Source organism: Streptomyces sp. NPDC047017, from assembly GCF_040644175.1.
Classification (GTDB): Bacteria; Actinomycetota; Actinomycetes; order Streptomycetales; family Streptomycetaceae; genus Streptomyces.
On record NZ_JBEYVW010000005.1, the window covers coordinates 59,883 to 81,496 of the forward strand.

The 21,614-nt window shown below is 74.5% G+C and carries 17 protein-coding genes; 8 read left to right on the forward strand and 9 right to left on the reverse strand.

The window, feature by feature from the left end; all coding sequences use genetic code 11:
- Window positions 1-10: 10 nt before the first annotated feature.
- The 4 genes from ABZ858_RS10110 (at window position 11) to ABZ858_RS10125 (ending at window position 7,057) form a co-directional block, all read left to right on the forward strand.
- Window positions 11-1,600 carry a glycoside hydrolase family 13 protein gene (locus ABZ858_RS10110; RefSeq protein WP_361374656.1) on the forward strand — a complete coding sequence of 530 codons (1,590 nt, stop codon included), beginning with the start codon at window positions 11-13 and terminating at the stop codon, window positions 1,598-1,600.
- A gap of 66 nt (window positions 1,601-1,666) precedes the next feature.
- A complete protein-coding gene (locus ABZ858_RS10115; RefSeq protein WP_361374658.1) occupies window positions 1,667-3,850 on the forward strand; it encodes a discoidin domain-containing protein in 2,184 nt (727 codons plus the stop codon).
- Window positions 3,851-4,028: 178 nt separating this feature from the next.
- Entirely contained in the window at window positions 4,029-6,095 is a 2,067-nt protein-coding gene (locus ABZ858_RS10120; protein ID WP_361374660.1) for a phosphocholine-specific phospholipase C, read from the forward strand.
- 80 nt (window positions 6,096-6,175) lie between these two features.
- Entirely contained in the window at window positions 6,176-7,057 is an 882-nt protein-coding gene (locus ABZ858_RS10125; protein ID WP_361374662.1) for a phospholipid scramblase-related protein, read from the forward strand.
- Window positions 7,058-7,132: 75 nt separating this feature from the next.
- Here ABZ858_RS10125 and ABZ858_RS10130 read toward each other — a convergent pair whose 3' ends face one another.
- Both ABZ858_RS10130 and ABZ858_RS10135 read right to left on the reverse strand, forming a co-directional pair.
- Complete coding sequence (locus ABZ858_RS10130) at window positions 7,133-8,095, reverse strand: hypothetical protein (RefSeq protein ID WP_361374664.1); 963 nt, start codon at window positions 8,093-8,095, stop codon at window positions 7,133-7,135.
- Entirely contained in the window at window positions 8,092-8,892 is an 801-nt protein-coding gene (locus ABZ858_RS10135; protein WP_361374666.1) for a phosphatase PAP2 family protein, read from the reverse strand. Before ABZ858_RS10135 ends, ABZ858_RS10130 begins: the two co-directional genes overlap by 4 nt.
- A 217-nt stretch (window positions 8,893-9,109) precedes the next feature.
- Between ABZ858_RS10135 and ABZ858_RS10140 the strand changes: the two genes are divergently transcribed.
- A complete protein-coding gene (locus ABZ858_RS10140) occupies window positions 9,110-9,724 on the forward strand; it encodes a TetR/AcrR family transcriptional regulator (protein WP_361374668.1) in 615 nt (204 codons plus the stop codon).
- 177 nt (window positions 9,725-9,901) lie between these two features.
- Here the strand turns inward: ABZ858_RS10140 and ABZ858_RS10145 are convergent, their stop codons facing one another.
- Entirely contained in the window at window positions 9,902-10,990 is a 1,089-nt protein-coding gene (locus tag ABZ858_RS10145; protein ID WP_361374670.1) for a DUF2510 domain-containing protein, read from the reverse strand.
- A gap of 370 nt (window positions 10,991-11,360) precedes the next feature.
- Between ABZ858_RS10145 and ABZ858_RS10150 the strand changes: the two genes are divergently transcribed.
- Window positions 11,361-14,042 (forward strand): AAA family ATPase, encoded by a 2,682-nt coding sequence (locus ABZ858_RS10150; RefSeq protein ID WP_361374672.1) that lies wholly within the window; start codon window positions 11,361-11,363, stop codon window positions 14,040-14,042.
- A gap of 69 nt (window positions 14,043-14,111) precedes the next feature.
- Here the strand turns inward: ABZ858_RS10150 and pcaD are convergent, their stop codons facing one another.
- The 6 genes from pcaD to ABZ858_RS10180 all read right to left on the reverse strand — a co-directional run bounded on the left by pcaD (window position 14,112) and on the right by ABZ858_RS10180 (window position 19,522).
- Window positions 14,112-15,227: a 3-oxoadipate enol-lactonase gene (gene pcaD, locus ABZ858_RS10155; protein ID WP_361374674.1), complete on the reverse strand. Its 1,116-nt coding sequence runs from the start codon at window positions 15,225-15,227 to the stop codon at window positions 14,112-14,114.
- The gene (pcaB, locus tag ABZ858_RS10160; RefSeq protein WP_361374676.1) at window positions 15,224-16,582 is read right to left on the reverse strand and encodes a 3-carboxy-cis,cis-muconate cycloisomerase; all 1,359 of its coding nucleotides are present in this window, start codon (window positions 16,580-16,582) and stop codon (window positions 15,224-15,226) included. Before pcaB ends, pcaD begins: the two co-directional genes overlap by 4 nt.
- A complete protein-coding gene (gene pcaG / locus ABZ858_RS10165) occupies window positions 16,579-17,184 on the reverse strand; it encodes a protocatechuate 3,4-dioxygenase subunit alpha (RefSeq protein WP_361374678.1) in 606 nt (201 codons plus the stop codon). Before pcaG ends, pcaB begins: the two co-directional genes overlap by 4 nt.
- Before the next feature lie 6 nt (window positions 17,185-17,190).
- A complete protein-coding gene (gene pcaH, locus ABZ858_RS10170) occupies window positions 17,191-17,964 on the reverse strand; it encodes a protocatechuate 3,4-dioxygenase subunit beta (protein ID WP_361375308.1) in 774 nt (257 codons plus the stop codon).
- 104 nt (window positions 17,965-18,068) lie between these two features.
- Window positions 18,069-18,740 (reverse strand): CoA transferase subunit B, encoded by a 672-nt coding sequence (locus ABZ858_RS10175; RefSeq protein ID WP_361374679.1) that lies wholly within the window; start codon window positions 18,738-18,740, stop codon window positions 18,069-18,071.
- Entirely contained in the window at window positions 18,740-19,522 is a 783-nt protein-coding gene (locus tag ABZ858_RS10180; protein ID WP_361374681.1) for a CoA transferase subunit A, read from the reverse strand. Before ABZ858_RS10180 ends, ABZ858_RS10175 begins: the two co-directional genes overlap by 1 nt.
- A gap of 266 nt (window positions 19,523-19,788) precedes the next feature.
- Here ABZ858_RS10180 and ABZ858_RS10185 point away from each other — a divergent pair, with 266 nt between their 5' ends.
- Together ABZ858_RS10185 and ABZ858_RS10190 are read left to right on the forward strand one after the other, a co-directional pair.
- Window positions 19,789-20,262: a MarR family transcriptional regulator gene (locus ABZ858_RS10185; protein ID WP_361374683.1), complete on the forward strand. Its 474-nt coding sequence runs from the start codon at window positions 19,789-19,791 to the stop codon at window positions 20,260-20,262.
- A 125-nt stretch (window positions 20,263-20,387) separates the two neighbouring features.
- The gene (locus ABZ858_RS10190; RefSeq protein WP_361374685.1) at window positions 20,388-21,578 is read left to right on the forward strand and encodes a zinc-dependent alcohol dehydrogenase; all 1,191 of its coding nucleotides are present in this window, start codon (window positions 20,388-20,390) and stop codon (window positions 21,576-21,578) included.
- Window positions 21,579-21,614 lie beyond the last annotated feature (36 nt).

A 21,614-nucleotide genomic window follows, 5' to 3' on the forward strand; every position in this document is an offset into this window, starting at 1 on the left:
GGCACGCCCCGTGGGACAGCCCACCCATGCCCCCAGCGACCGCGAATGGTGGCGTTCCGCCGTCATCTACCAGGTCTACGTCCGCAGTTTCGCCGACGGCGACGGCGACGGCACCGGCGACCTCGCGGGCGTCCGCTCCCGGCTGCCGTACCTCGCCGGACTCGGCGTGGACGCGCTGTGGTTCAGCCCCTGGTACCTCTCCCCGATGAAGGACGGCGGCTACGACGTCGCCGACTACCGGGCGATCGACCCGGCCTTCGGCACCCTCGCCGAGGCCGAGAAGCTCATCGCCGAGGCCCGTGAGCTGGGCATCCGCACGATCGTCGACATCGTGCCCAACCACGTCTCCGACCGGCACCCCTGGTTCCGTGCCGCACTGGCCGGCGGGCCCGAGCGGGAGCTGTTCCACTTCCGGCCCGGCCGCGGGGCGCACGGGGAACTCCCGCCCAACGACTGGACCTCGGAGTTCGGCGGCCCGGCCTGGACCCGGCTGCCCGACGGCGCCTGGTACCTGCACCTGTTCGCCCCCGAGCAGCCCGACCTCAACTGGGCGCACCCGGCCGTCCGCCAGGAGCACGAGGACATCCTGCGGTTCTGGTTCGACCGCGGGGTGGCGGGCGTGCGCGTGGACTCGGCCGCGCTGCTCGCCAAGGACCCGCTGCTGCCCGACTTCACCGAGGGCCGCGACCCGCACCCCTACGTCGACCGCGACGAACTGCACGACGTCTACCGCTCCTGGCGCCGCCTCGCCGACGAGTACGGCGGTGTCTTCGTCGGCGAGGTGTGGCTGCCGGACAGCGAGCGCTTCGCCCGCTACCTGCGCCCCGACGAACTGCACAGCGCCTTCAACTTCGCCTTCATGGCCTGCCCGTGGGACGCCGCCCGGCTGCGCACGTCCATCGACGAGACCCTCGCCGAACACGCCCCCGTGGGCGCCCCCGCCACCTGGGTGCTGTGCAACCACGACGTCACCCGCACGGTCACCCGCTACGGCCGCGCCGACACCGGCTTCGACTTCGCCGCCAAGGCCTTCGGCACCCCCACCGACCTCGCGCTCGGCACCCGGCGGGCCCGCGCCGCCGCCCTGCTCTCCCTGGCCCTGCCCGGCGCGGTCTACCTCTACCAGGGCGAGGAGCTGGGACTGCCCGAGGCGGACGTCCCCGTCGACCGCATCGAGGACCCGATGCACTTGCGCTCCGGCGGCACCGACCCGGGCCGGGACGGCTGCCGGGTCCCGCTGCCCTGGTCGGCCACCGCCCCGTACGCGGGCTTCGGCTCGCGCGAGGAGCCCTGGCTGCCGCAGCCGGCCGGCTGGGCCGCGTACGCCGTCGACGAGCAGAGCGAGGACCCCGAGTCGACGCTCTCCCTCTACCGCCGCGCGATCCGGCTCCGCCCGGCCCTCGGTGACGCCCCCCTGACCTGGCTGGACGCCCCCGAAGGGGTGCTCGCCTTCACCCGGGCGGCCGGGGTGACCTGCGTGGTCAACCTCGCCCGCCGCCCCGTCGGCCTGCCCCCCGCCACCCGACTCCTGCTGGCCAGCGGCCCCCTGGACGAGGACGGCCGCCTCCCGCAGGACACGGCGGTCTGGCTGCGCGACTGAGCCCGCGCAGCCCGACCGGCCGACGCACCGCGCTATCCCCGCACCCCACCACGAAGGGATCAGCACATGCACGGCACCCGCACGTCCCGAGCCGTCCGCCGCCTGCCGGCCGTCGGCGCCGCCGTCGCCCTCGCGGCCGGCATGCTCGTCACCCTCGACGCCCCCGCCGCCCACGCGGCGGCGGGCGCCGTCCTCCCCTTCACCTCCGTCGAGGCCGAGTCCGCCACCACCACCGGCACGAAGATCGGCCCGGACTACACGCAGGGCACCCTCGCCTCCGAGGCGTCCGGACGCCAGGCCGTACGGCTGGCCACCGGACAGCGCGTGGAGTTCACCGCACCCCGCGCCGCCAACGCGGTCAACCTCGCCTACAGCGTCCCGGACGGCCAGTCCGGCACCCTGAACGTCTACGTCAACGGCGTCAAGCTCGCCCGGACGATCGCCGTCACCTCCACGTACTCCTACATCGACACCGGCTGGATCGCCGGCGCCAAGACCCACCACTTCTACGACAACGCCCGGCTGGTACTCGGCCAGAACGTCAAGGCGGGCGACAAGATCGCCGTCGAGGCGGCGAACGTGCAGGTCACCGTGGACGTGGCCGACTTCGAGCAGGTCCCGGCCGCCGCCGCGCAGCCCGCCGGTTCGGTCTCCGTCACCGCCAGGGGCGCCGACCCCAGCGGCCAGGGCGACTCCACCCAGGCGTTCCGGGACGCCATCGCCGCCGCCCAGGGCGGCACGGTGTGGGTCCCGCCGGGCGACTACCGGCTCACCTCCTCGCTCAGCGGCGTGCAGAACGTCACGCTCCAGGGCGCCGGCAGCTGGTACTCGGTCGTGCACACCTCCCGCTTCATCGACCAGAGCAGCTCCGCGGGCGGCGTCCACATCAAGGACTTCGCGGTCATCGGCGAGGTCACCGAACGCGTCGACTCCAGCCCCGACAACTTCGTCAACGGCTCCCTGGGACCGAACTCGTCCGTCTCCGGGATGTGGCTCCAGCACCTCAAGGTCGGCCTGTGGCTGACCGGGAACAACGACAACCTCGTGATCGAGGGCAACCGCATCCTCGACACCACCGCCGACGGCATCAACCTCAACGGCACCGCCAAGGGCGTCACCGTCCGCGGCAACTTCCTGCGCAACCAGGGCGACGACGCGCTCGCCATGTGGTCGCTGTACGGGCCCGACACGAACAGCAGCTTCGAGAACAACACCGTCAGCCAGCCCAATCTCGCCAACGGCATCGCGATCTACGGCGGCACCGACATCACCGTCCGCGACAACCTTGTCTCCGACACCAACGCCCTCGGCAGCGGCATCGCGATCTCCAACCAGAAGTTCCTCGACCCCTTCTCGCCACTGGCCGGCACCATCACGGTCGACGGCAACACCCTGGTGCGCACCGGAGCGCTGAACCCCAACTGGAACCACCCGATGGGCGCGCTGCGCGTCGACTCCTACGACAGCGCGATCAACGCCACGGTGAACATCACCGGCACCACCGTCACCGACAGCCCCTACAGCGCCTTCGAGTTCGTCTCCGGCGGCGGGCAGGGCTATCCGGTCAGGAACGTCCATGTCACCGGGGCCACGGTGCGCAACACCGGCACGGTCGTCGTCCAGGCCGAAGCGCAGGGCGCGGCCGCCTTCCGTGACGTCACCGCCACCGGCGTGGGCGCCGCCGGCATCTACAACTGCCCCTACCCGTCCGGCTCGGGCGCCTTCACGCTCACCGACGGCGGCGGCAACTCCGGCTGGTCCAGCACCTGGACGGACTGCTCCGGCTGGCCGCAGCCGGGCCAGGGCAATCCCGACCCCGACCCGAACCGCAACCTGGCCAAGGGCCGCCCGGCCACCGCCACCGGCTCCCAGGACGTCTACACCCCGGGCAAGGCGGTGGACGGGGACGCGAACAGCTACTGGGAGTCCACGAACAACGCCTTCCCGCAGTCCCTCACCGTCGACCTCGGCTCCGCCCAGGCCGTGCGGCGGCTGGTGCTCAAGCTGCCGCCGTCGGCGGCCTGGGGCGCCCGCACCCAGACCGTCGCGGTCCAGGGCAGCACCGACGGGACGAACTGGACCACCGTGGCCGGAGCGCAGGGCTACCGCTTCGATCCGGCCACCGGCAACACCGTCACCGTGCCGCTGCCCGCCGGCACCGCCCTGCGCCACCTGCGGCTGACCGTCAGCGCCAACACCGGCTGGCCGGCGGGCCAGTTCAGCGAGGTGGAGGCGTACGCGACGCCCTGATCCGGGACGCGGACCCGGGGGCGGCGGGGCGGCCGAGAACCGTCGTCCCGCGTACCCCCGGGTTTCACATGGGTGTCACCGCACCCTTCCCTCCCGTTCGGTGCTCTTGGAACACTCGCAGCGCGCACACCCGCACGCCGCTGCCGTCCGAGCGCCACGATGAGAGGACCCCTCGCCCATGCCGTCACCCACCCCCGAAGTCAACCGGCGCCGCTTCCTGCAGATCGCGGGCGCCACCACGGCGTTCACCGCGCTGTCCAGCAGCATCCAGCGCGCCGCCGCGTTGCCCGCGAACCATCGCACGGGGTCGGTCGAGGACGTCGAGCACATCGTCGTCCTCATGCAGGAGAACCGTTCCTTCGACCACTACTTCGGGACCCTGCGCGGCGTCCGCGGCTACGGCGACCCGCGCCCGGTCACCCTGCCCAGCGGCAAGCCCGTATGGCACCAGACGGACGGCGCGGGCAAGGAGATCCTGCCCTTCCACCCGGACGCCGACGACCTGGGCCTGGCCTTCCTCCAGGACCTCCCGCACGGCTGGAACGACGGCCACGCCGCCTTCCGCGACGGCCGCTACGACAAGTGGGTGCCGTCCAAGGGCAGCACGACGATGGCGTACCTGACCCGCGAGGACATCCCCTTCCACTACGCGCTCGCCGACACCTTCACCGTCTGCGACGCCTACCACTGCTCCTTCATCGGCTCGACCGACCCCAACCGCTACTACATGTGGTCGGGTTACGTCGGCAACGACGGCCAGGGCGGCGGCCCGGTCCTCGGCAACGACGAGAAGGGCTACAGCTGGACGACGTACCCCGAGCGCCTGGAGCGGGCCGGGGTCTCCTGGAAGATCTACCAGGACGTCGGCGACAACCTGGACGCGGCCGGCGGCTGGGGCTGGATCAACGACGCCTACCGCGGCAACTACGGCGACAACTCCCTGCTGTACTTCAACCAGTACCGCAACGCCAAGCCCGGCGACCCGCTCTACGACAAGGCCCGCACCGGCACCGACGCCCGCAAGGGCGAGGGCTTCTTCGACCAGCTGCGCGCCGACGTCAAGGGCGGCAAGCTGCCGCAGGTCTCCTGGATCGTCGCCCCGGAGGCCTTCACCGAGCACCCCAACTGGCCCGCGAACTACGGCGCCTGGTACGTCTCCCAGGTCCTGGACGCGCTGACCGGCGACCCCGAGGTGTGGGCGAAGACCGCCCTGTTCATCACCTACGACGAGAACGACGGCTTCTTCGACCACCTCGTGCCGCCCTTCCCGCCCGCCTCCGCCGACCAGGGCCTGTCCACGGTCGACGCCGGCGCGGACGTGTTCAAGGGCGACGCCGGGCATGTCGCCGGACCGTACGGACTCGGCCAGCGGGTGCCGATGCTGGTCGTCTCGCCGTGGAGCAAGGGCGGGTTCGTCTGCTCCGAGACGTTCGACCACACCTCCATCATCCGGTTCATGGAGCGCCGCTTCGGCGTGCACGAGCCGAACATCTCGCCCTGGCGGCGCGCGGTGTGCGGCGATCTGACCGCCGCCTTCGACTTCTCCCGCCGGGACACCCGGCCGGTCGCCCTGCCGGACACCGCCGGGTACGAGCCGCCGGACCACGACCGCCACCCCGACTACGTGCCGAAGCCGCCCGCCCAGGGCGCGCTGCCCCGGCAGGAGCCCGGCCGCCGGCCCACCCGCCCGCTCAGGTACGCGCCCGCCGTGGACGGCTCGGCCGACACGGCGGCCGGGAAGTTCACCCTGGCCTTCTCCTCCGGCGCGCAGGCCGGGGCCGCCTTCCTCATCACCTCCGGCAACCGCACCGACGGCCCGTGGACCTACACCACCGAGGCGGGCAAGTCCGTCTCCGACACCTGGAACTCGGCGTACTCGGGCGGCTCGTACGACCTGACCGTGCACGGCCCCAACGGCTTCCTGCGCGTCTTCCAGGGCCCGGGAAAGACGGCGGGCCCGGAGGCCATCGCACGGTACGCCGGTGACGACGTCGAGCTGACCTTCACCCACCGCGGCCCGGGCACGGTGACCCTCAAGGTGACGAGCGGCTACGGCGGCCATCCGCAGGCGGTCCGGGTCAAGTCCGGCGCGACCGTGCGCCGGCGCTTCGCCCTCGGGGCCAGCAAGCGCTGGTACGACCTCACCGTCACCTCGGAGGCGGACCCGTCGTTCCTGCGGCGGTTCGCCGGACACGTGGAGAACGGGCTGCCCGGCGTGAGCGACCCGGCGATCGCGACGGGCTGAGAGCGGCCGACGGCCCGGGAGCCGGGGGCGGGCGGCCGGACGGCGCCCGCCCTCCGGCCGGCTCGCGGTAGTGTGCCCCGGTGACCACGCAATCGAACACACCTGCTGGCTGGTACCCGGACCCGCACGGGGCGGCGCAGACGCTGCGCTACTGGGACGGCGCGCAGTGGACCGAGCACACCCACGCCGAGCAGCAGGCCCCCGCCGCGCAGCAGGCGCCCGTACAGCAGGCACCCGCGCAGGCCCCCGCCGCGCAGCAGCAGCCGCCCCAGTTCCCGGCGCAGCCCGCCGCCGGCTTCGACGCGCGGGTGCCCGGCCAGGTGCAGGAGGAAGCCGGCGTGGCCGCCACCGCCGTCGGCGGTGGCACGCTGTTCAGCGAGCCGGTGCTGGTGGTGAACCAGAAGGCCAAGCTGATCGAGCTGACCAACGAGTACAAGGTCTTCGACCAGAACGGCCGCCAGCTCGGCGCGGTCACCGAGGTCGGCCAGGGGGCGTTCAAGAAGATCCTGCGGTTCGTCTCCAGCCTCGACCAGTTCATGACCCACAAGCTGGAGATCCGGGACGGCTACGGGCAGCCGCAGCTGGTGCTCACCCGGCCCGCGAAGATCTTCAAGTCCAAGGTGATCGTCTCGCGTCCGGACGGCTCTCAGGTCGGCGAGATCGTCCAGCAGAACGTCTTCGGCAAGATCAACTTCGCGATGAACGCGAACGGTCAGCAGATCGGCGCGATCAAGGCGGAGAACTGGCGCGCCTGGAACTTCGCCATCGTCGACCACGCCGACAACGAGGTCGCCCGGATCACCAAGACCTGGGAGGGCCTGGCGAAGACGATGTTCACCACCGCCGACAACTACGTCCTGCAGATCCACTACCAGCTGCCCGAGCCGCTGCTGAGCCTGGTGGTCGCGACGGCGCTCACCGTCGACACGGCGCTCAAGCAGGACTCGCGCGGCCTGGGCTGACCGACGCGGACCGCGCCGGGCGGCCCGGAAGGGGCCGCCCGGGCACCGGCGCCGGACATCCGCGGGCCCCGGGGGTCACAGCGGCGTCAGATGCTCCGGCCCGGACCGCCGCTGCCGGGGCAGCAGCGCGGGTTCAGGGGAGGCCGACTCGGGCTCCAGGGCCAGGACGGCGGCCACCGGATGCGGCTCGGGGCTCCCGTCGCCGCCCGCGTCCGCGGGGCGCGGCGCGGCCCGGGACAGCTCCACCACGCCCCAGGCGGCGAGCGCCGCTCCGGCGAGGGCGAGCAGCACCCCGCGGGCACCGCCCTGCAACCCCTGGTGCAGCAGGGTCAGACCTATCACCGCGGCGGCCACCGGGTTCGCCAGCGTCACCACCGCGAGCGGCGCGCCGAGACCGCCCCGGTAGGCGGTCTGCGACAGCAGGAGCCCGCCCGTCGCGAAGGCCGCGACCAGCAGCGCCACGACGATCACCCGGGCGCTGAGCAGCGGCCCGGTGTGGTCCGTGACGGCCACCGTGACCGTCTGGGTGAGCGCGGAGGCCACACCCGAGGCGACGCCGGAGGCGGTCGCGTGCCGCAGTCCGGGCCGTGCCCCGGGCCGGGACAGTACGCCGATGACGACGGCCGTGCTCCCCGCGACCGCCAGCGCCTCGGCCGGGGTCAGCACCTGCTCGGGCGCGGGTCCCGACGCCGCCACCAGCAGCGCGGCCAGCCCGAGCAGGGTGCAGGCCGTGCCCCGCCACTCGGCGGCGACCACGCGCCGCCCCGCCATCCGCGCCCCCAGCGGTACGGCGGCCACCAGCGTCAGCGCGCCGAGCGGCTGGACCACGGTCAGCGGCCCGTACTTGAGGGCCACCACGTGCAGCAGCGCCGCCGCCCCGTTCAGCCCGACCGCCCCCCACCAGGCGCCCGAGCGCAGCATCCGCAGCGCGCCGCTGCCCGGGGAGCGCGCGGCGAGCCGTTCCTGGGCGACGGCGGCGGCCGCGTAGGCGACGGCGGAGAACAGCGACAGGAACAGGGCGAGCAGGGCGGCGTTCATCCGGCCGCTCCCACCAGGGTGTGGTCCTCGGCCGGCACCGGCTCGGCGGCCGGGCGCGGCGCGGGGACGGCGGCCGCCGTGCGCGGCGGCGGCAGGACGAGGAGGGCGAGTCCGAGCAGCGCGGTCGCCGCGATCGCGTCGAGCCAGTAGTGGTTCGCGGTGCCCACGATGACCAGCAGCGTGAGCAGCGGGTGCAGCAGCCACAGCCAGCGCCACCGCGACCGGGTGGCGACGATCAGCCCGATCGCCACCATCAGCGCCCAGCCGAAGTGCAGCGAGGGCATCGCCGCGAACTGGTTGGACAGGTGGTCGGTCCTGGGCGGCCCGTAGACCGAGGGTCCGTACACGTGCGCGGTGTCCACCAGGCCGGTGTCCGCGAGCATCCGCGGCGGGGCCAGCGGGAACGTCAGGTGCAGCACCAGGGCGGCGGCGGTCAGCACGGCCAGTACGCGGCGGGTCCACACGTAGTGCGCCGGGCGGCGCAGGTAGAGCCAGACCAGCAGGCCGACGGTGGCCGGGAAGTGCACGGTGGCGTAGTAGGTGTTCGCGACGCGCACCAGGGTGTCCCCGTGCAGCAGCAGCGACTGCACCAGGCCCTCGCCGGGCAGGTGCAGGGCGCGTTCCAGGTGCCATACGTGGTGTGCGTCGCGGAACGCCTCGCCGGTGTGGTCCGCGGCCAGTCGCCGGCCCACCTTGTAGACGAGGAACAGTCCCGCGACGAGCAGCAACTCGCGGACGAGCGCGGGCCGCGCGGGCCGGTCGGGCTCCGCGGCGGCGGCCTCGTTTCGGGATGTCATGCCCGGGCCCCTTCGCTGGCGGTGGTGCGGGTGTGCGCGCCGCGTCCGGGCGGTGACCCGACCCCACGGCATCGATACGGTAGCGTACCGATACGACAGTGTACCGATACGGTGGAGTACCGGTACACTGACGTATCGATTGATGTCTCTCACACGGGGCAAGGGCCACACTTAAGCGGGGCGGGCCGGCCCCGGACCAGGAGCGAGGAGGAGCGGGATGACGTCGCAGGCCGCGGAGGGACCGGAGACGGTCGCCGCCTCGCGCCGCTCCAAGCTCACGCCCGAGCGGGAGCAGGAGTTCTTCGACGCCGTCCTCGAACAGATCCGCGAGTGCGGGTACGAAGCGGTCACCATGGAGGGCGTCGCCGCCAGCACCCGCTGCAGCAAGTCCACGCTCTACCGGCAGTGGAGGAACAAGCCGCAGTTCGTGGTGGCCGCGCTGCGCGCCAACCGCCGCGCCCGCTTCACCGGCATCGACACCGGCTCGCTCGCCGGGGACCTGCGGCAGGTCGCGCGGGCCGCGGGCGCGTGGTCGGGCAAGGACACCCGGCTCCTGCAGGCCCTCGGGCACGCGATCATGCAGGACCCGGAGCTGAAGCAGGCGCTGCGCGAGGCCGTGGTGGAGCCGGAGATCGCCGCGCTGCGGGAGATCCTGCGCCGCGGGGTGGAGCGCGGCGAGGTCCGCGCCGACCACCCGGCGCTGGAGTACGTGCCCGCGCAGCTGTTCGGCGTCCTGCGCATCCGGCCCGTGCTGGAGGGGGCGTACGCCGACCCGGACTACCTCGTCCGGTTCGTGGAGGCCGCGGTGCTGCCCGCACTCGGCCTCACCTGAGACCCAGGCCGCCGTCCACGGGATGACTGGACGGCGGCCTGCTCGCGCCGCACCGTGGGGACGGGGGCGGCGCGCACCCCGGCCGGGCGGGGCCCCTCCGATGAGCGGAGAGGGGCCCCGCCCGGCCGACTCGCAGCCGGCGGCTCAGACGTCCGGCGGCTCAGATGTCCGGCCGGCTCAGACGTTCTGCCCGTTCCCGCCGCCCGAGGAGACCGTGATGCCCCGGGTGACGTCGTCGATCACGGACTGCTGCTGGTCGGCGTCCATGCCGAAGCGGACCACGACCAGTTGCCGGGAGTCGGCGGGGGAGGGGAAGACCAGCGACTCGACATAGCCGTCGGAGCCCTTGCTCGTGACCGCCTTCCAGCGCACCAGATAGCCCTTCTGCCCGGCCACGGTCACCGCCTTGGAGGCCAGCACCTGATGGGAAGTGATCGCCCCGTAGGTCGCACCGCCGTAGGACTCCTTGGCGTTCGCCGCGATGTCCGCCTTGGCGACCTCCTCGGGGGTGTCGCCCGGGGTGCGCAGCGCCTGCGCGGGCGCCGAGTACGCGCCGCCCTTGGTGCACGTCCGGGAGGTGTCACCGGGGCACTTGTAGCTGTCGTCGGAGCTGATCTGGGCGCCCGCCTCGGTCTGCTGGCCGTACCAGCCCTTGGGTATGGGCAGGCCGATGCCGCTGACCGGGTCGCTCACCGAGCCGCTGCGCACCTTCGGCGCCTCGGCCCCGCCGTCCTGGCCGCCGCCCCCCGAACCGTCCGAACCGTCCGGGCCGCCGGAGCCGCCCGGGCCGCCGCCGAGGCCGCCGTTCCCGGACCCGCCGTCGCCGCCCTGCCCGCCGAACGGGCCGCCCTGGCCGCGCGACCCCTCCCGGCCGCCCTGCCCGCCCCGGCCCTGGTGCGAACCGGCGCGGTCGGCGCGTCCGCCGTCGTCCTTGCTCAGCGCGTACACGCCGACCCCGATGCTCGTCAGCACCGCGGCGGCCACCGCGACGGCGACCCCCGTGCGCAGGCCGCGCCGTCCGCCGCCCACGGGACGGCCCGGATACCCCGGATGGACCGGGTAGGGGGCATACGGCGGATGGGCGGGCGGCGCGGGATGCCCCGGCGCCGGACCGTCCGGGCGCGCCGCCGGACCCCATGCGGCGGCCGGGGCCGCGGGGCGCGTCCGGTCCGTCCATGCCCCGCCGTCCCACCAGCGCTCGGTGGCGGGAGCGTCACTTGTCTGCCCCGGGTCGGGGTACCACCCGGGAGGAGTCACCTGCGTCATGGCCCCACCGTATGAGGCGTCCGTGAAATCGATATGAGAGGACCCCCTTCGACGGCCACCCGCCGTCCACCGGACGGCCACCCGGGCGGGCCGCCTCGGGGAGCCCGCCGGGAACCTCGGGGAGCCTCGGGGAACTGCGGCGGGCCGCCGGCAGCCGTCCGGGACTCCGCTCGTCGCGAAACCCCGTCCGCCGCCCCTGTGTCGACATGTCCCGCTTTCCCCGGGCAGGCCGCGGACCTGCCGCGTCGCCCTCCCATACCGCGCCGTCACCCGCCACGGCAACCGGTACCCACAGGGGCCTCCGCTCCGGCGGCACGGGGGCTAGGCTCGGGTCCCGTACGTCGTTCGGGCGACTTGGGGAGGTAGCGGGATGACGGAGGCCCGGCCGGGAGCGGCCGCCTCGGCTTCCCTGCGGGAGCGCGACGAGGAGATCACCGCCGTCCTGCGCGCGGTGGACACCCTGTGCACCGACCGGTCGTCCTCGGGCGGACTGCTGGTCTTCCAGGGCGAGGCGGGACTCGGCAAGACCGCCCTGCTGACCGAGACCCGCCGCATCGCCGAGGAACGCGGCTGCGCCGTCTGGTCGGCGCGCGGCGGCGAGATCCTGCGGTCCGTCCCGTTCAACGTGGTACGGCAGTTGCTCCAGCCGGCGCTGCTCGCGCTGCTGCCCGAGGAGGCCCGCGAGTACCTCGGCGACGCGTACGGCATGGCCGGCCCCGCCCTCGGCATAGCGGAACCCGGCGACGGGCACGCCGACCCGCAGGCCGTGTGCGAGGGTTTGGTCACCGCGGTGCGCCGGCTGGCCGACCGCGCCTGGCCGCTGGTGCTGCTCATCGACGACGCCCACTGGGCCGACGAGGAGACGCTGCGCTGGCTGGCCGCGTTCGCCGAACGCCTCGACGACCTGTCCGTCCTCCTCGTGGTGACCCGCCGGCCCGGCGAGGTGAGCGGCGACAGCGCCCGCCTGCTCGGCGAGGTCGCCGCCGCCGCGGGCGTGAGCGACCTCAGCACCCTGTCGCCCGGCGCCACCGCCGACCTCACCCGCGCCACCCTCGGCGGGCACGCCGACCCGCCGTTCTGCCGCGAGGTGTGGGCCGTCACCGGCGGCAACCCGTACGAGACCGTCGAACTCCTCGCCAAGGTCCGCGACAGCGAACTCGAACCGGTGGAGGCCCGCGCCGGCGAACTGCGCGAGCTGAACCGCTCCGCGCGCGGCGGCGGCCTCGTGGCCCGCCTGGAGGAACTCGGCATCGACGCCACCCGGTTCGCCTGGGCCGCCGCCATCCTGGGCACCGGCATCTCCCTGGACCTCGTCGCCCGCCTCGCCACCATGGACCGCGCGGACGCCGCGCGCTGCGCCGAACTGCTGTGCGGCGCCCGCATCCTGACCGAGCCCGACCAGCCGAGCGGGCGGGGCGACGGCGGCGACCTGGAGTTCGTGCACCCGCTGATCGCCACCGCCGTCTACAACTCCATCCCGGACGCGCTGCGCACCGCCATGCACGGCATCGCCGCGCAGGTCGTCGCCGATTCCGGGCTCGGCGCCGCCGCGGCCTCCCAGCACCTTCTGCAGGTCCACCCGGACGACGACGAGGAACTCGTCGACCAGCTGCGGCAGGCCGCCCGCGAACACCTCGCCGTCGGCGCCCCCGACGCGGCCCGCCGCTGCCTGGAACGGGCCCTGCGGGAACCGCCCACACCCGACGTCCACGCGCGCGTGCTCTACGAACTGGGCTGCGCCACCCTGCTGACCGCGCCCGCCACCACCATCGAGCACCTCCAGCTCGCGCTGAGCATGCCCGGAGGCCTGGACGGCGGCACCCGCGTGGACGCCGTCTGGCGGCTCTCCCAGGCGCTGCTGCACAACAACCAGCTGGAGGAGGCCGTCCGCACGGTCGAGGCGGAGGCCGCCCGCCACGCACCGGGCCCCGTCCGGCTGCGGCTGCACGCCGTGCAGTACATGTGGGAGGGCCTGCACGCGGGCGCGTCGATCTCGGCCGACCGCTCCGCCCGGCTCGCCGAACTCGCCGCCGGCTGCACCGGACGCGACAACTCCGAGCGGGCGCTGCTGATCCTGCGCGGTTTCGACGCCATGGCCCGCGGCGAGAACGCCGAGGAGGTCGTCGAGCTGTGCGACCGCGCCCTCGTCAACGGCCGCCTCGCGCCCGGACTGGGCTGGACCGACACCGAGTGGGGCATCGAACTCCTGCTGATGCTCGCCGGGGCGTACGCCTACAGCGACCGCCTCGACCGCGCCGAGACCCTCTACAACGAAGCGCTGCGCGCCTACGAGACGGCCCGCTGGAACGGCGGCCACCTCGCTCTCGCGCACGCCTACGTCGGCCTCGGCCACCGCAGGCGCGGCCGGCTCCGGGAGGCGGAGGCGTCCCTGCGTGAATCGCTGCGCATCGCCGAGCGGGTCGGCCGCGGACTGCCCCTGTACTGGACCGCCACCTGCAACCTCGTGGACACGCTGCTCGCCCGCGGGCACGTCGAGGAGGCGTGGGAGGTCGCCGAGCGCTACGAGTTCGCGCCGCCCTACCCGTCCACCATCGTGATCCCCGATCCGCGCAGCGTCCGCGGCAGGCTGCTGCTCGCGGCCGGCCGCGCCAAGGAGGGCGTCGGGGAACTGGAGGCGGCCGAGAAGGCGGCGGCCGTGCGCGGCCACCACAACCCGGTCATGGTGCCCTGGGCGGCCGACCTGGCCCGCGCCCTCGCCGCCGAGGACCCGGCCCGGGCGGCCCGGCTCGCCGCCGACGTCCGCCGCCAGGCCGAGCGGTTCGGCACCGACACCGCCATAGGAGAGGCCCTGCGCTGCGCCGCCGCCCTGGAGACCGGCCAGCGCGCGGTCCGCTTGGCCGCCCAGGCCGTCACCTACCTGGAAGCCTCACCCTGCCAGTACGAACACGCCGCCGCCCGCGTCGAGTACGGCATCGCCGCCCGCTCCGTCCCCGAACTCAACCGCGGCCTGGCCCTGGCCCGCTCCTGCGGCGCGGACGGCCTGGCAGCCCAGGCCCGGGAGGTGCTGGAGGCGGGGCGCGGCCTGCGGTAGCGCGCACGGCGCGGGCGATCGCCGGCCCACGTCTCCCACGTGCCCCGGCCGTCCTTCGCCGGGCCCGGCTCAGCCCTCGTCCGGCTCCTCCGCCAGCACCCGCTGGGCCACCGCGAACGCCGAGTTCGCCGCCGGGACACCGCAGTACACGGCGGTCTGCAGGAGGACCGCGCCGATCTCGTCGGGGGTGAGGCCGCCCCGCCGGGCCGCGTGCAGGTGCAGGGCCAGTTCGTCGTAGTGGCCGTGGGCGACCAGGGCCGTCATGGTGATCATGCTGCGCTCGCGGCGGGTGAGCGTCGGGTCGGTCCAGATCTCGCCCCAGGCGTAGCGGGAGATGAAGTCCTGGAAGGGGGCCGTGAACGCCGACTGCCGGGCCTGCGCGCGGTCCACGTGCGCGTCGCCGAGCACCTCGCGCCGCACCCGCGTGCCCCGCCCCGGCGGGCCGTCGAGGTGGGTGCGCAGCGCGGCGAGGACGGCCTCGGGGCACTGCGCGGGCGCCAGGTGGGAGGCGCCCGGGATCTCCACCAGGGTCGCGTGCGGCACCGCGTCGGCGATCTCCCGCAGGTGCGCGGGCGGCGTGGCCGGGTCCTCGCGGCCCGCGACCAGCAGCGTGGGCGCGCCGATCCCGGACAGCCCGCCGGTCAGGTCGAAGGCGGCCAGCGCGTCACAGCAGGCGGCGTACGCCTCCGGGTCGGCCTCCCGGTGGTCCCGGACCAGTCGCGGCACGGTGAAGTCCCCGGCGAACCACCGCGCGCCGGCGCTCTCCGCGAGCTGTGCCAGGCCCTCGCGCCGGACCCGCGCGGCCCGCTCCCGCCACGGCCCCGCACCCCCGAAACGGGCCGAGGAGCAGAGCACCGCCAAGGACGCCACCCGCTCGGGATGGCGCACGGCCAGTTGCAGCCCCACCGCACCGCCGAGGGAGACACCGGCGTAGGCGAACCGCTGGACGCCGAGCGAGTCCGCGAGGTCCAGCACCAGGCCGGCGAGGTCGGCCACGGTCGCGCCCGCGCCGATCAGGCCGGCCGGGCTGCCGCCGTGGCCGGGCAGGTCCCAGCGGACCACCCGGTGCGAGACCGCCAGTTCCGGGGCGACCTCGTCCCACAGGGCGTACGACGTGCCGAGCGAGGGCCCGAGCAGCAGCGGGGGAGCGGAGGCGGGGCCTTCGAGGAGGTGGTGCAGGGTCAACGTCGCTCCAGTGCACGGTCGGTGAGGGCGCCCGCCGAGCCGGTGTGGCGGGCGGGGTCGGTCAGCCGGTCCAGGTCCACGTCCAGGCCGCGCACTTCCGGCTCCTGGGCGAGGAGGTCACCGAGGGTCCGGCCCTCGGCGTAGGCGCGGCGGGCGAGACCGGTGAGCAGGTCCCTGGCCCGGGCACGGCCCAGCCGCCCGGCCAGCTCCGCCGACAGCCGCTCGGAGACGATCAGACCGTGGGTGAGCCCGAGGTGGGCGCGCATGGCGTCCGCGTCCACCCGCAGCCCCTCGGCCAGCTCCGCCGCGTCGCGGGCCGCGCCGCCGGCCAGGCGCAGCAGGTCGCGCAGCGGCTCCCACTCGGCGTGCCAGGCACCGGCCGGGCGCTCGTCCTCGGCCGCCATCGACGCGTACAGCGTGGCCGCCAGCTGCGGGGCGCGCCGGGCGGCGGCGGCGATCAGCGTGGCGCGCACCGGGTTCGCCTTGTGCGGCATGGCCGACGAGCCGCCCCCGCCGCCCTCCGCCACCTCCAAGATCTCGGTCCGGCCCAGCACGAGGACGTCCGCGGCCGGCTTGCCCAGCGCCCCGGCGGTGAAGGCGAGGCAGCCGGCCAGGTCGGCGATCGGGGTGCGCAGGGTGTGCCAGGGCAGCGCCGGTGCCCGCAGGCCGACCTCCCGGGCGTACGCCGTCACCAGCGCGCCCGGGTCCCCGGCGCCGTACGCGGTGAAGGCCGCCAGCGTCCCGGCCGCGCCGCCGAGCTGCGCGGGCAGCGACTCCCGCACGTGGGCGACGCGGTCGCGGGCGTCGAGCACCAGGGAGCGCCAGCCGGCCGCCTTCAGGCCGAACGTGGTCGGCACGGCGTGCTGGGTCAGGGTCCGGCCGGGCAGGGCGGTGTCCCGGTGCCGGGCGGCCAGCCGGGCCAGCGCGGCGGCGGCCCGGTCCAGGTCGGCCAGGACCGGGCCCAGGGTGCGCGCGGCGACCAGCATGGCCGCGGTGTCCATGATGTCCTGGCTGGTCGCGCCCCGGTGGACATAGGGCCCGTACTCCTCCCCGACCGCCCCGGTGAGGTCCGCGACCAGCGGGATGACGGGGTTGCCGCCGGAGCGGGCGCGGGCGGCGAGGCCGGGGAGGTCGAAGCGGTCCGGGTCGGCGGCGCGGGTCACCGCGTCGGCCGCCGGGGCCGGGGCGAGGCCGAGGGCGGCCTGCGCCCGGGTGAGGGCGGCCTCCGCGTCGAGCAGCGCCGCGAGGAAGGCGGTGTCGCTCGTCGTGGCCGCGGCCGGGGAGCCGGCCCAGCCGGGCCCGAGCAGGCCGCCACCGGCGTCGGACGGGGGTGCGGATGGTGCGGGTCGTGTCACCGGAACTCCAGGAAGACCGTCTCGCCCTCGCCTTGAAGGCGGATGTCGAAACGGTAGGCCCCGCCGCTCTCCCGCACGGCGACCAACGTGCCGCGCCGTGCCCCGTCCAGCCGGGCGAGCAGCGGGTCGGCGGCCAGCGCCGCGTCGTCGCCGGGCAGGTAGATCCGGGTGAACAGGTGGACGAGCAGCCCGCGCGCGAACACGCACACGCTGAGGTAGGGGGCGTTGCGGCCGCGGGCGCCGGGCCGCAGCGTGCGCGTGTACCAGTGGCCGTCGGCGTCGGTCCGGCTCCGGCCGAAGCCGGTGAACTCCACGCCGTTGCGGCCGAGGAAGCCCCCGGAGGCCGCGTCGCGCCGCATCGAGCCGTCGACGGCGGGCAGCGCGCCGTCCGGGCCGGGCCCCCACACCTCGATCAGCGCGTCGGGCAGCGGACGGCCCGCGCCGTCGGTGACGTACCCGTGCACGGTGACCGTGTCGGGGTGGCCGAGCGGGGCGATCTCCTCGCCGCCCGGGAAGGGCAGCGCGTACCCGTAGAAGGGGCCCACGGTGTGCGACGGCGTGGGCGGCAGGCCCTGCGGGCCGCTCGGGTCGGTGGTCGTCATGGCGGGTCAGCGTCCTTCTTCGGTCCAGGTGGCGGCCGGGCCGTCCAGCACGATGTCCCAGTGGTAGCCGAGCGAGAACTCCGGCACCGACAGGCTGTGGTCGTAGGCGGCGACCAGCCGCTGCCGGGCGGCGTCGTCCGTCACGGACTGCAGGATCGGGTCGTGGCGGAAGAGCGGGTCGTTCGGGAAGTACATCTGGGTGACCAGCCGCTGGGTGAAGGCCGGGCCGAAGACCGAGAAGTGGATGTGGGCCGGGCGCCAGGCGTTGACGTGGTTGCGCCACGGGTAGGGGCCCGGCCGGACGGTGGTGAACCGGTAGCGGCCCTCGGCGTCGGTCAGGGTGCGGCCGGCGCCGGTGAAGTTCGGGTCGAGCGGGGCGTCGTGCTGCTCGCGCCGATGGGCGTAGCGCCCGGCCGAGTTGGCCTGCCAGATCTCGACGAGCTGGCCGCGCACCGGGCGCCCGGCGCGGTCAAGGAGCCTTCCGGAGACGGTGATCCGCTCACCGACCGGTTCCCCGGTGTGCTGCCGGGTGAGGTCGCTGTCGGTCTCGGTGACGTCCCGTTCCCCGAAGGCCGGCGAGGACAGCTCGACCAGCTCCGGGTCCTGGCCGGTGTCGATGGCGACCAGCGGCCGCCGGGGGTGGCGCAGCGCCGAGGAGCGGTAGGGCGGGTAGTCGCGGCGCGGATGGTGCTCGGCGGGCGCGCCGTCCGCGACGCGCTCGCCGTAGGCGGCGTGGGCGGCCGCGATCTCCTGGTCGATGTCGTGCTGGGTGAGAGCCATGGGGTCACCTGACGCTTCCTCGGCGTTTCCTGGGCGGTCGGGGACGAGGGCGCCGTCGTGGCGGCCGGCCGGGGTGCGTACCGCGTCGGCGGCATGGATGTCCCTCACGCACGGACCTCCTGCGCGACGGAGGCCGGCGCCTCCCACGGGACGCGGACCTCGGCGTCGGTCCTGGCGGCGATCTCCGCGGCGGTGACGCCGGGCGCGGTCTCCACCAGGACGAGTCCGCCGTCGGTGACGTCGAGGACGCCGAGGTCGGTGATGATCCGGCGCACGCAGGCGGTGCCGGTCAGCGGCAGCGTGCACCGGTCGAGGATCTTGGGCGAGCCGTCCTTCGCGGTGTGCGTCATGACCACGATGACCGTGCGGGCGCCGTGCACCAGGTCCATCGCGCCGCCGATGCCGGTGACCAGCTTGCCGGGGACGGCCCAGTTGGCCAGGTCCCCGCGCGCGGACACCTGCATGGCGCCGAGCACGGCGACGTCGATGTGGCCGCCCCGGATCATCGAGAAGGACAGCGCCGAGTCGAAGAAGGAGGCACCCGGCAGGACGGTGACGGTCTCCTTGCCGGCGTTGATCAGATCCGGGTCGACCTGTTCCTCGGTGGGGTACGGGCCGGTGCCCAGGATGCCGTTCTCCGACTCCAGGACCACCTCCACGCCCGCCGGCAGGTGGTTCGGGATCAGGGTGGGCAGTCCGATGCCGAGGTTGACGTACTGGCCGTCGCGCAGCTCGCGTGCCGCGCGGGCGGCCGTCTCCTCCCGGGTCCAGGCCATCACTCGCTCACCGTCTTCCGTCCGTCCGGTGCGGACACCGTCCGCTTCTCGATCCGCTTGTCGGCGGCCTGCTCCGGGGTGAGGGCGACCACCCGCTGGACGAAGATCCCCGGCAGGTGCACCGCGTCCGGGTCCAGCTCGCCGGGCTCCACCAGCTCCTCCACCTCGGCGATCGTGATCTTCCCGGCCATCGCGGCCGGCGGGTTGAAGTTGCGGGCGGACCGCTGGAAGACCAGATTCCCGTGCCGGTCGCCGCGGGCCGCGCGGACCAGGGCGAAGTCGGTGCGGATACCCCGCTCCAGGACGTACTCCACGCCGTCGAACGCGCGGACCTCCTTGGCGGGCGAGGCCAGCGCGACGCCGCCGTGGCCGTCGTAGCGCCAGGGCAGGCCGCCGTCGGCGACCTGGGTGCCCACCCCGGCCGGGGTGTAGAAGGCGGGGATGCCCGCGCCGCCGGCCCGCAGCCGTTCGGCGAGCGTGCCCTGCGGGATCAGCTCGACCTCCAGTTCCCCGGCCAGGTACTGCCGGGCGAACTCCTTGTTGGCGCCGATGTAGGACCCGGTCACCCGGGCGATCCGCCCGGCCGCGAGCAGCACCGCGAGGCCGGACTCCATGGCCCCGCAGTTGTTGGAGACGACCGACAGGCCACCCCTGCCGTGCTCGTGCAGCGCCTGGATCAGCACGTTCGGCACACCGCTCAGTCCGAACCCGCCCACCGCCAGCGACGCGCCGTCGGGCACGTCGGCCACCGCCTCCTCGGCCGTGGCGACCACCTTGTCCATCGAAACAAGCCTCATCTCTGCCGAGCGCCGCACACATCAGTCAGGCGAATCAGTCAGGCGAATCAGTCAGGCGAATCAGTCAGGGCACTGAGTATTTCGGTGAAGGTTCTTCACGCTGCCACCGGCGGACCGGGCCGTCAAGGCCCCGTTCGTACGGCGGTCGCCGCCGCCGGCGGGCCGGGCGCCGCGCCGGTCGTGGACGGTATCGTTCAGTGCACCAACGATATGAGCGGCGCCGGAACGGCGGAACGACCCGAGGAGCGCACATGGCCGCGGTGGACCTCTCGACCCACCCCGGGCACCTGGCCCGGCGGCTCCAGCAGGCCCACTACCTGCTGTGGAACACCATGGTCTCGGAGGAGATCACCTCGCCGCAGTTCGCGGTCCTGAACGCGCTCGTCGCCGAGCCGGGCCTCGACCAGCGCACGGTGGGGGAGCGGGTGGGCCTGGACCGCTCCACCATCGCCGAGGTCATCAGCCGGCTCGACCGGCGCGGCCTGCTCGACAAGACCCGCGACCCGCGGGACGGCCGCCGCTTCCTGCTGCGGCCGACCGAGGAGGGCCGGCGCACCCACCGCAGGCTCACCGTGCGCACCGCCCGGATGAACCAGGTCTTCCTCGGACCGCTCAGCGCCGCCGAGCAGGCGCAGTTCCTCGACCTCATCCGGCGGGTCGCGGACGCGGCCGAGGGCCTGCGCCACCCCGGGGAGCCGGGGGAGCCCGCCCCCGCCCAGCCCTGACCCCGCCCGCGGCCCTGCCCCGCCCGCCCCGGCGGTTCACCCGTACGGGCCCGGGTACCCGGCCGTCCTCCGGCAGGCGCGCAGGTGCGACAGGCGCGCGTGTGCGACGGAAGGGACGCGACACGATGAAGGCACTGACCTGGCAGGGCAAGCGTGACGTCCGGGTGGAGGACGTCCCCGATCCCACCATCCAGGAGCCGACGGACGCGGTCGTCCGGATCACCTCGTCCGGCCTGTGCGGCTCCGATCTGCACTTGTACGAGGTGCTCACCCCGTTCATGACCCCGGGCGACATCCTCGGGCACGAGCCGATGGGCATCGTGGAGGAAGTCGGACCCGAGGTGACGAACCTCAAGCCCGGCGACCGCGTGGTGGTGCCGTTCCAGATCTCCTGCGGCCACTGCTTCATGTGCTCCTCGGGGCTGCAGACCCAGTGCGAGACCACCCAGGTCACCAGCGAGCACATGGGCGCCGCCCTGTTCGGCTACACCCGCCTGTACGGCGCGGTGCCGGGCGCCCAGGCGGAGTACCTGCGCGTGCCGCAGGCGCAGTACGGCCCGATCAAGGTCCCCGAGGGGCCGTCCGACGACCGGTTCGTCTACCTCTCCGACGTGCTGCCGACCGCCTGGCAGGCGGTGGCCTACGCGGACGTGCCGCGCGGCGGCACCGTCGCCGTGCTCGGCCTCGGCCCGATCGGCGACATGGCCTGCCGGATCGCCCTGGCGCGCGGCGCCGGACGGGTGTTCGGCGTGGACCTGGTCCCCGAACGCCTGGCGCGGGCCCGGGCGCGCGGCGTGGACACCTACGACCTGCGCGGCTTCGACCACGAGAAGGAACTGGTCGCCGCCCTGCACGACGAGACCGACGGGCGCGGCCCCGACGCCGTGATCGACGCGGTCGGCACCGAGGCGCACGGCAGCAGCGTCGCCCGCCTCGTCCAGCAGACCGCCTCGGCGATGCCGCGCGCCCTGAGCGGACCGCTGGCCGAACGCTTCAGCGTGGACCGGCTCGCCGCCCTCCACACCGCCATCGACCTGGTGCGCCGGGGCGGCACGATCTCCCTGTCCGGGGTCTACGGCGGCTCCGCCGACCCGCTGCCGCTGCTCACCATGTTCGACAAGCAGCTCCAGATCCGCATGGGCCAGGCCAACGTCCGCCGCTGGGTCGACGACATCCTGCCCTGCCTGACCGACGAGGACCCGCTCGGCGTCGACGACTTCGCCACCCACCGGGTGCCGCTGTCCCAGGCGCCGCACGCCTACGAGATGTTCCAGCGCAAGCAGGACGGCGCGGTCAAGGTGCTGATGACGCCCTGACCGCGCGGACAGCGGCAGGAGCCCTCCCGGGTGCCC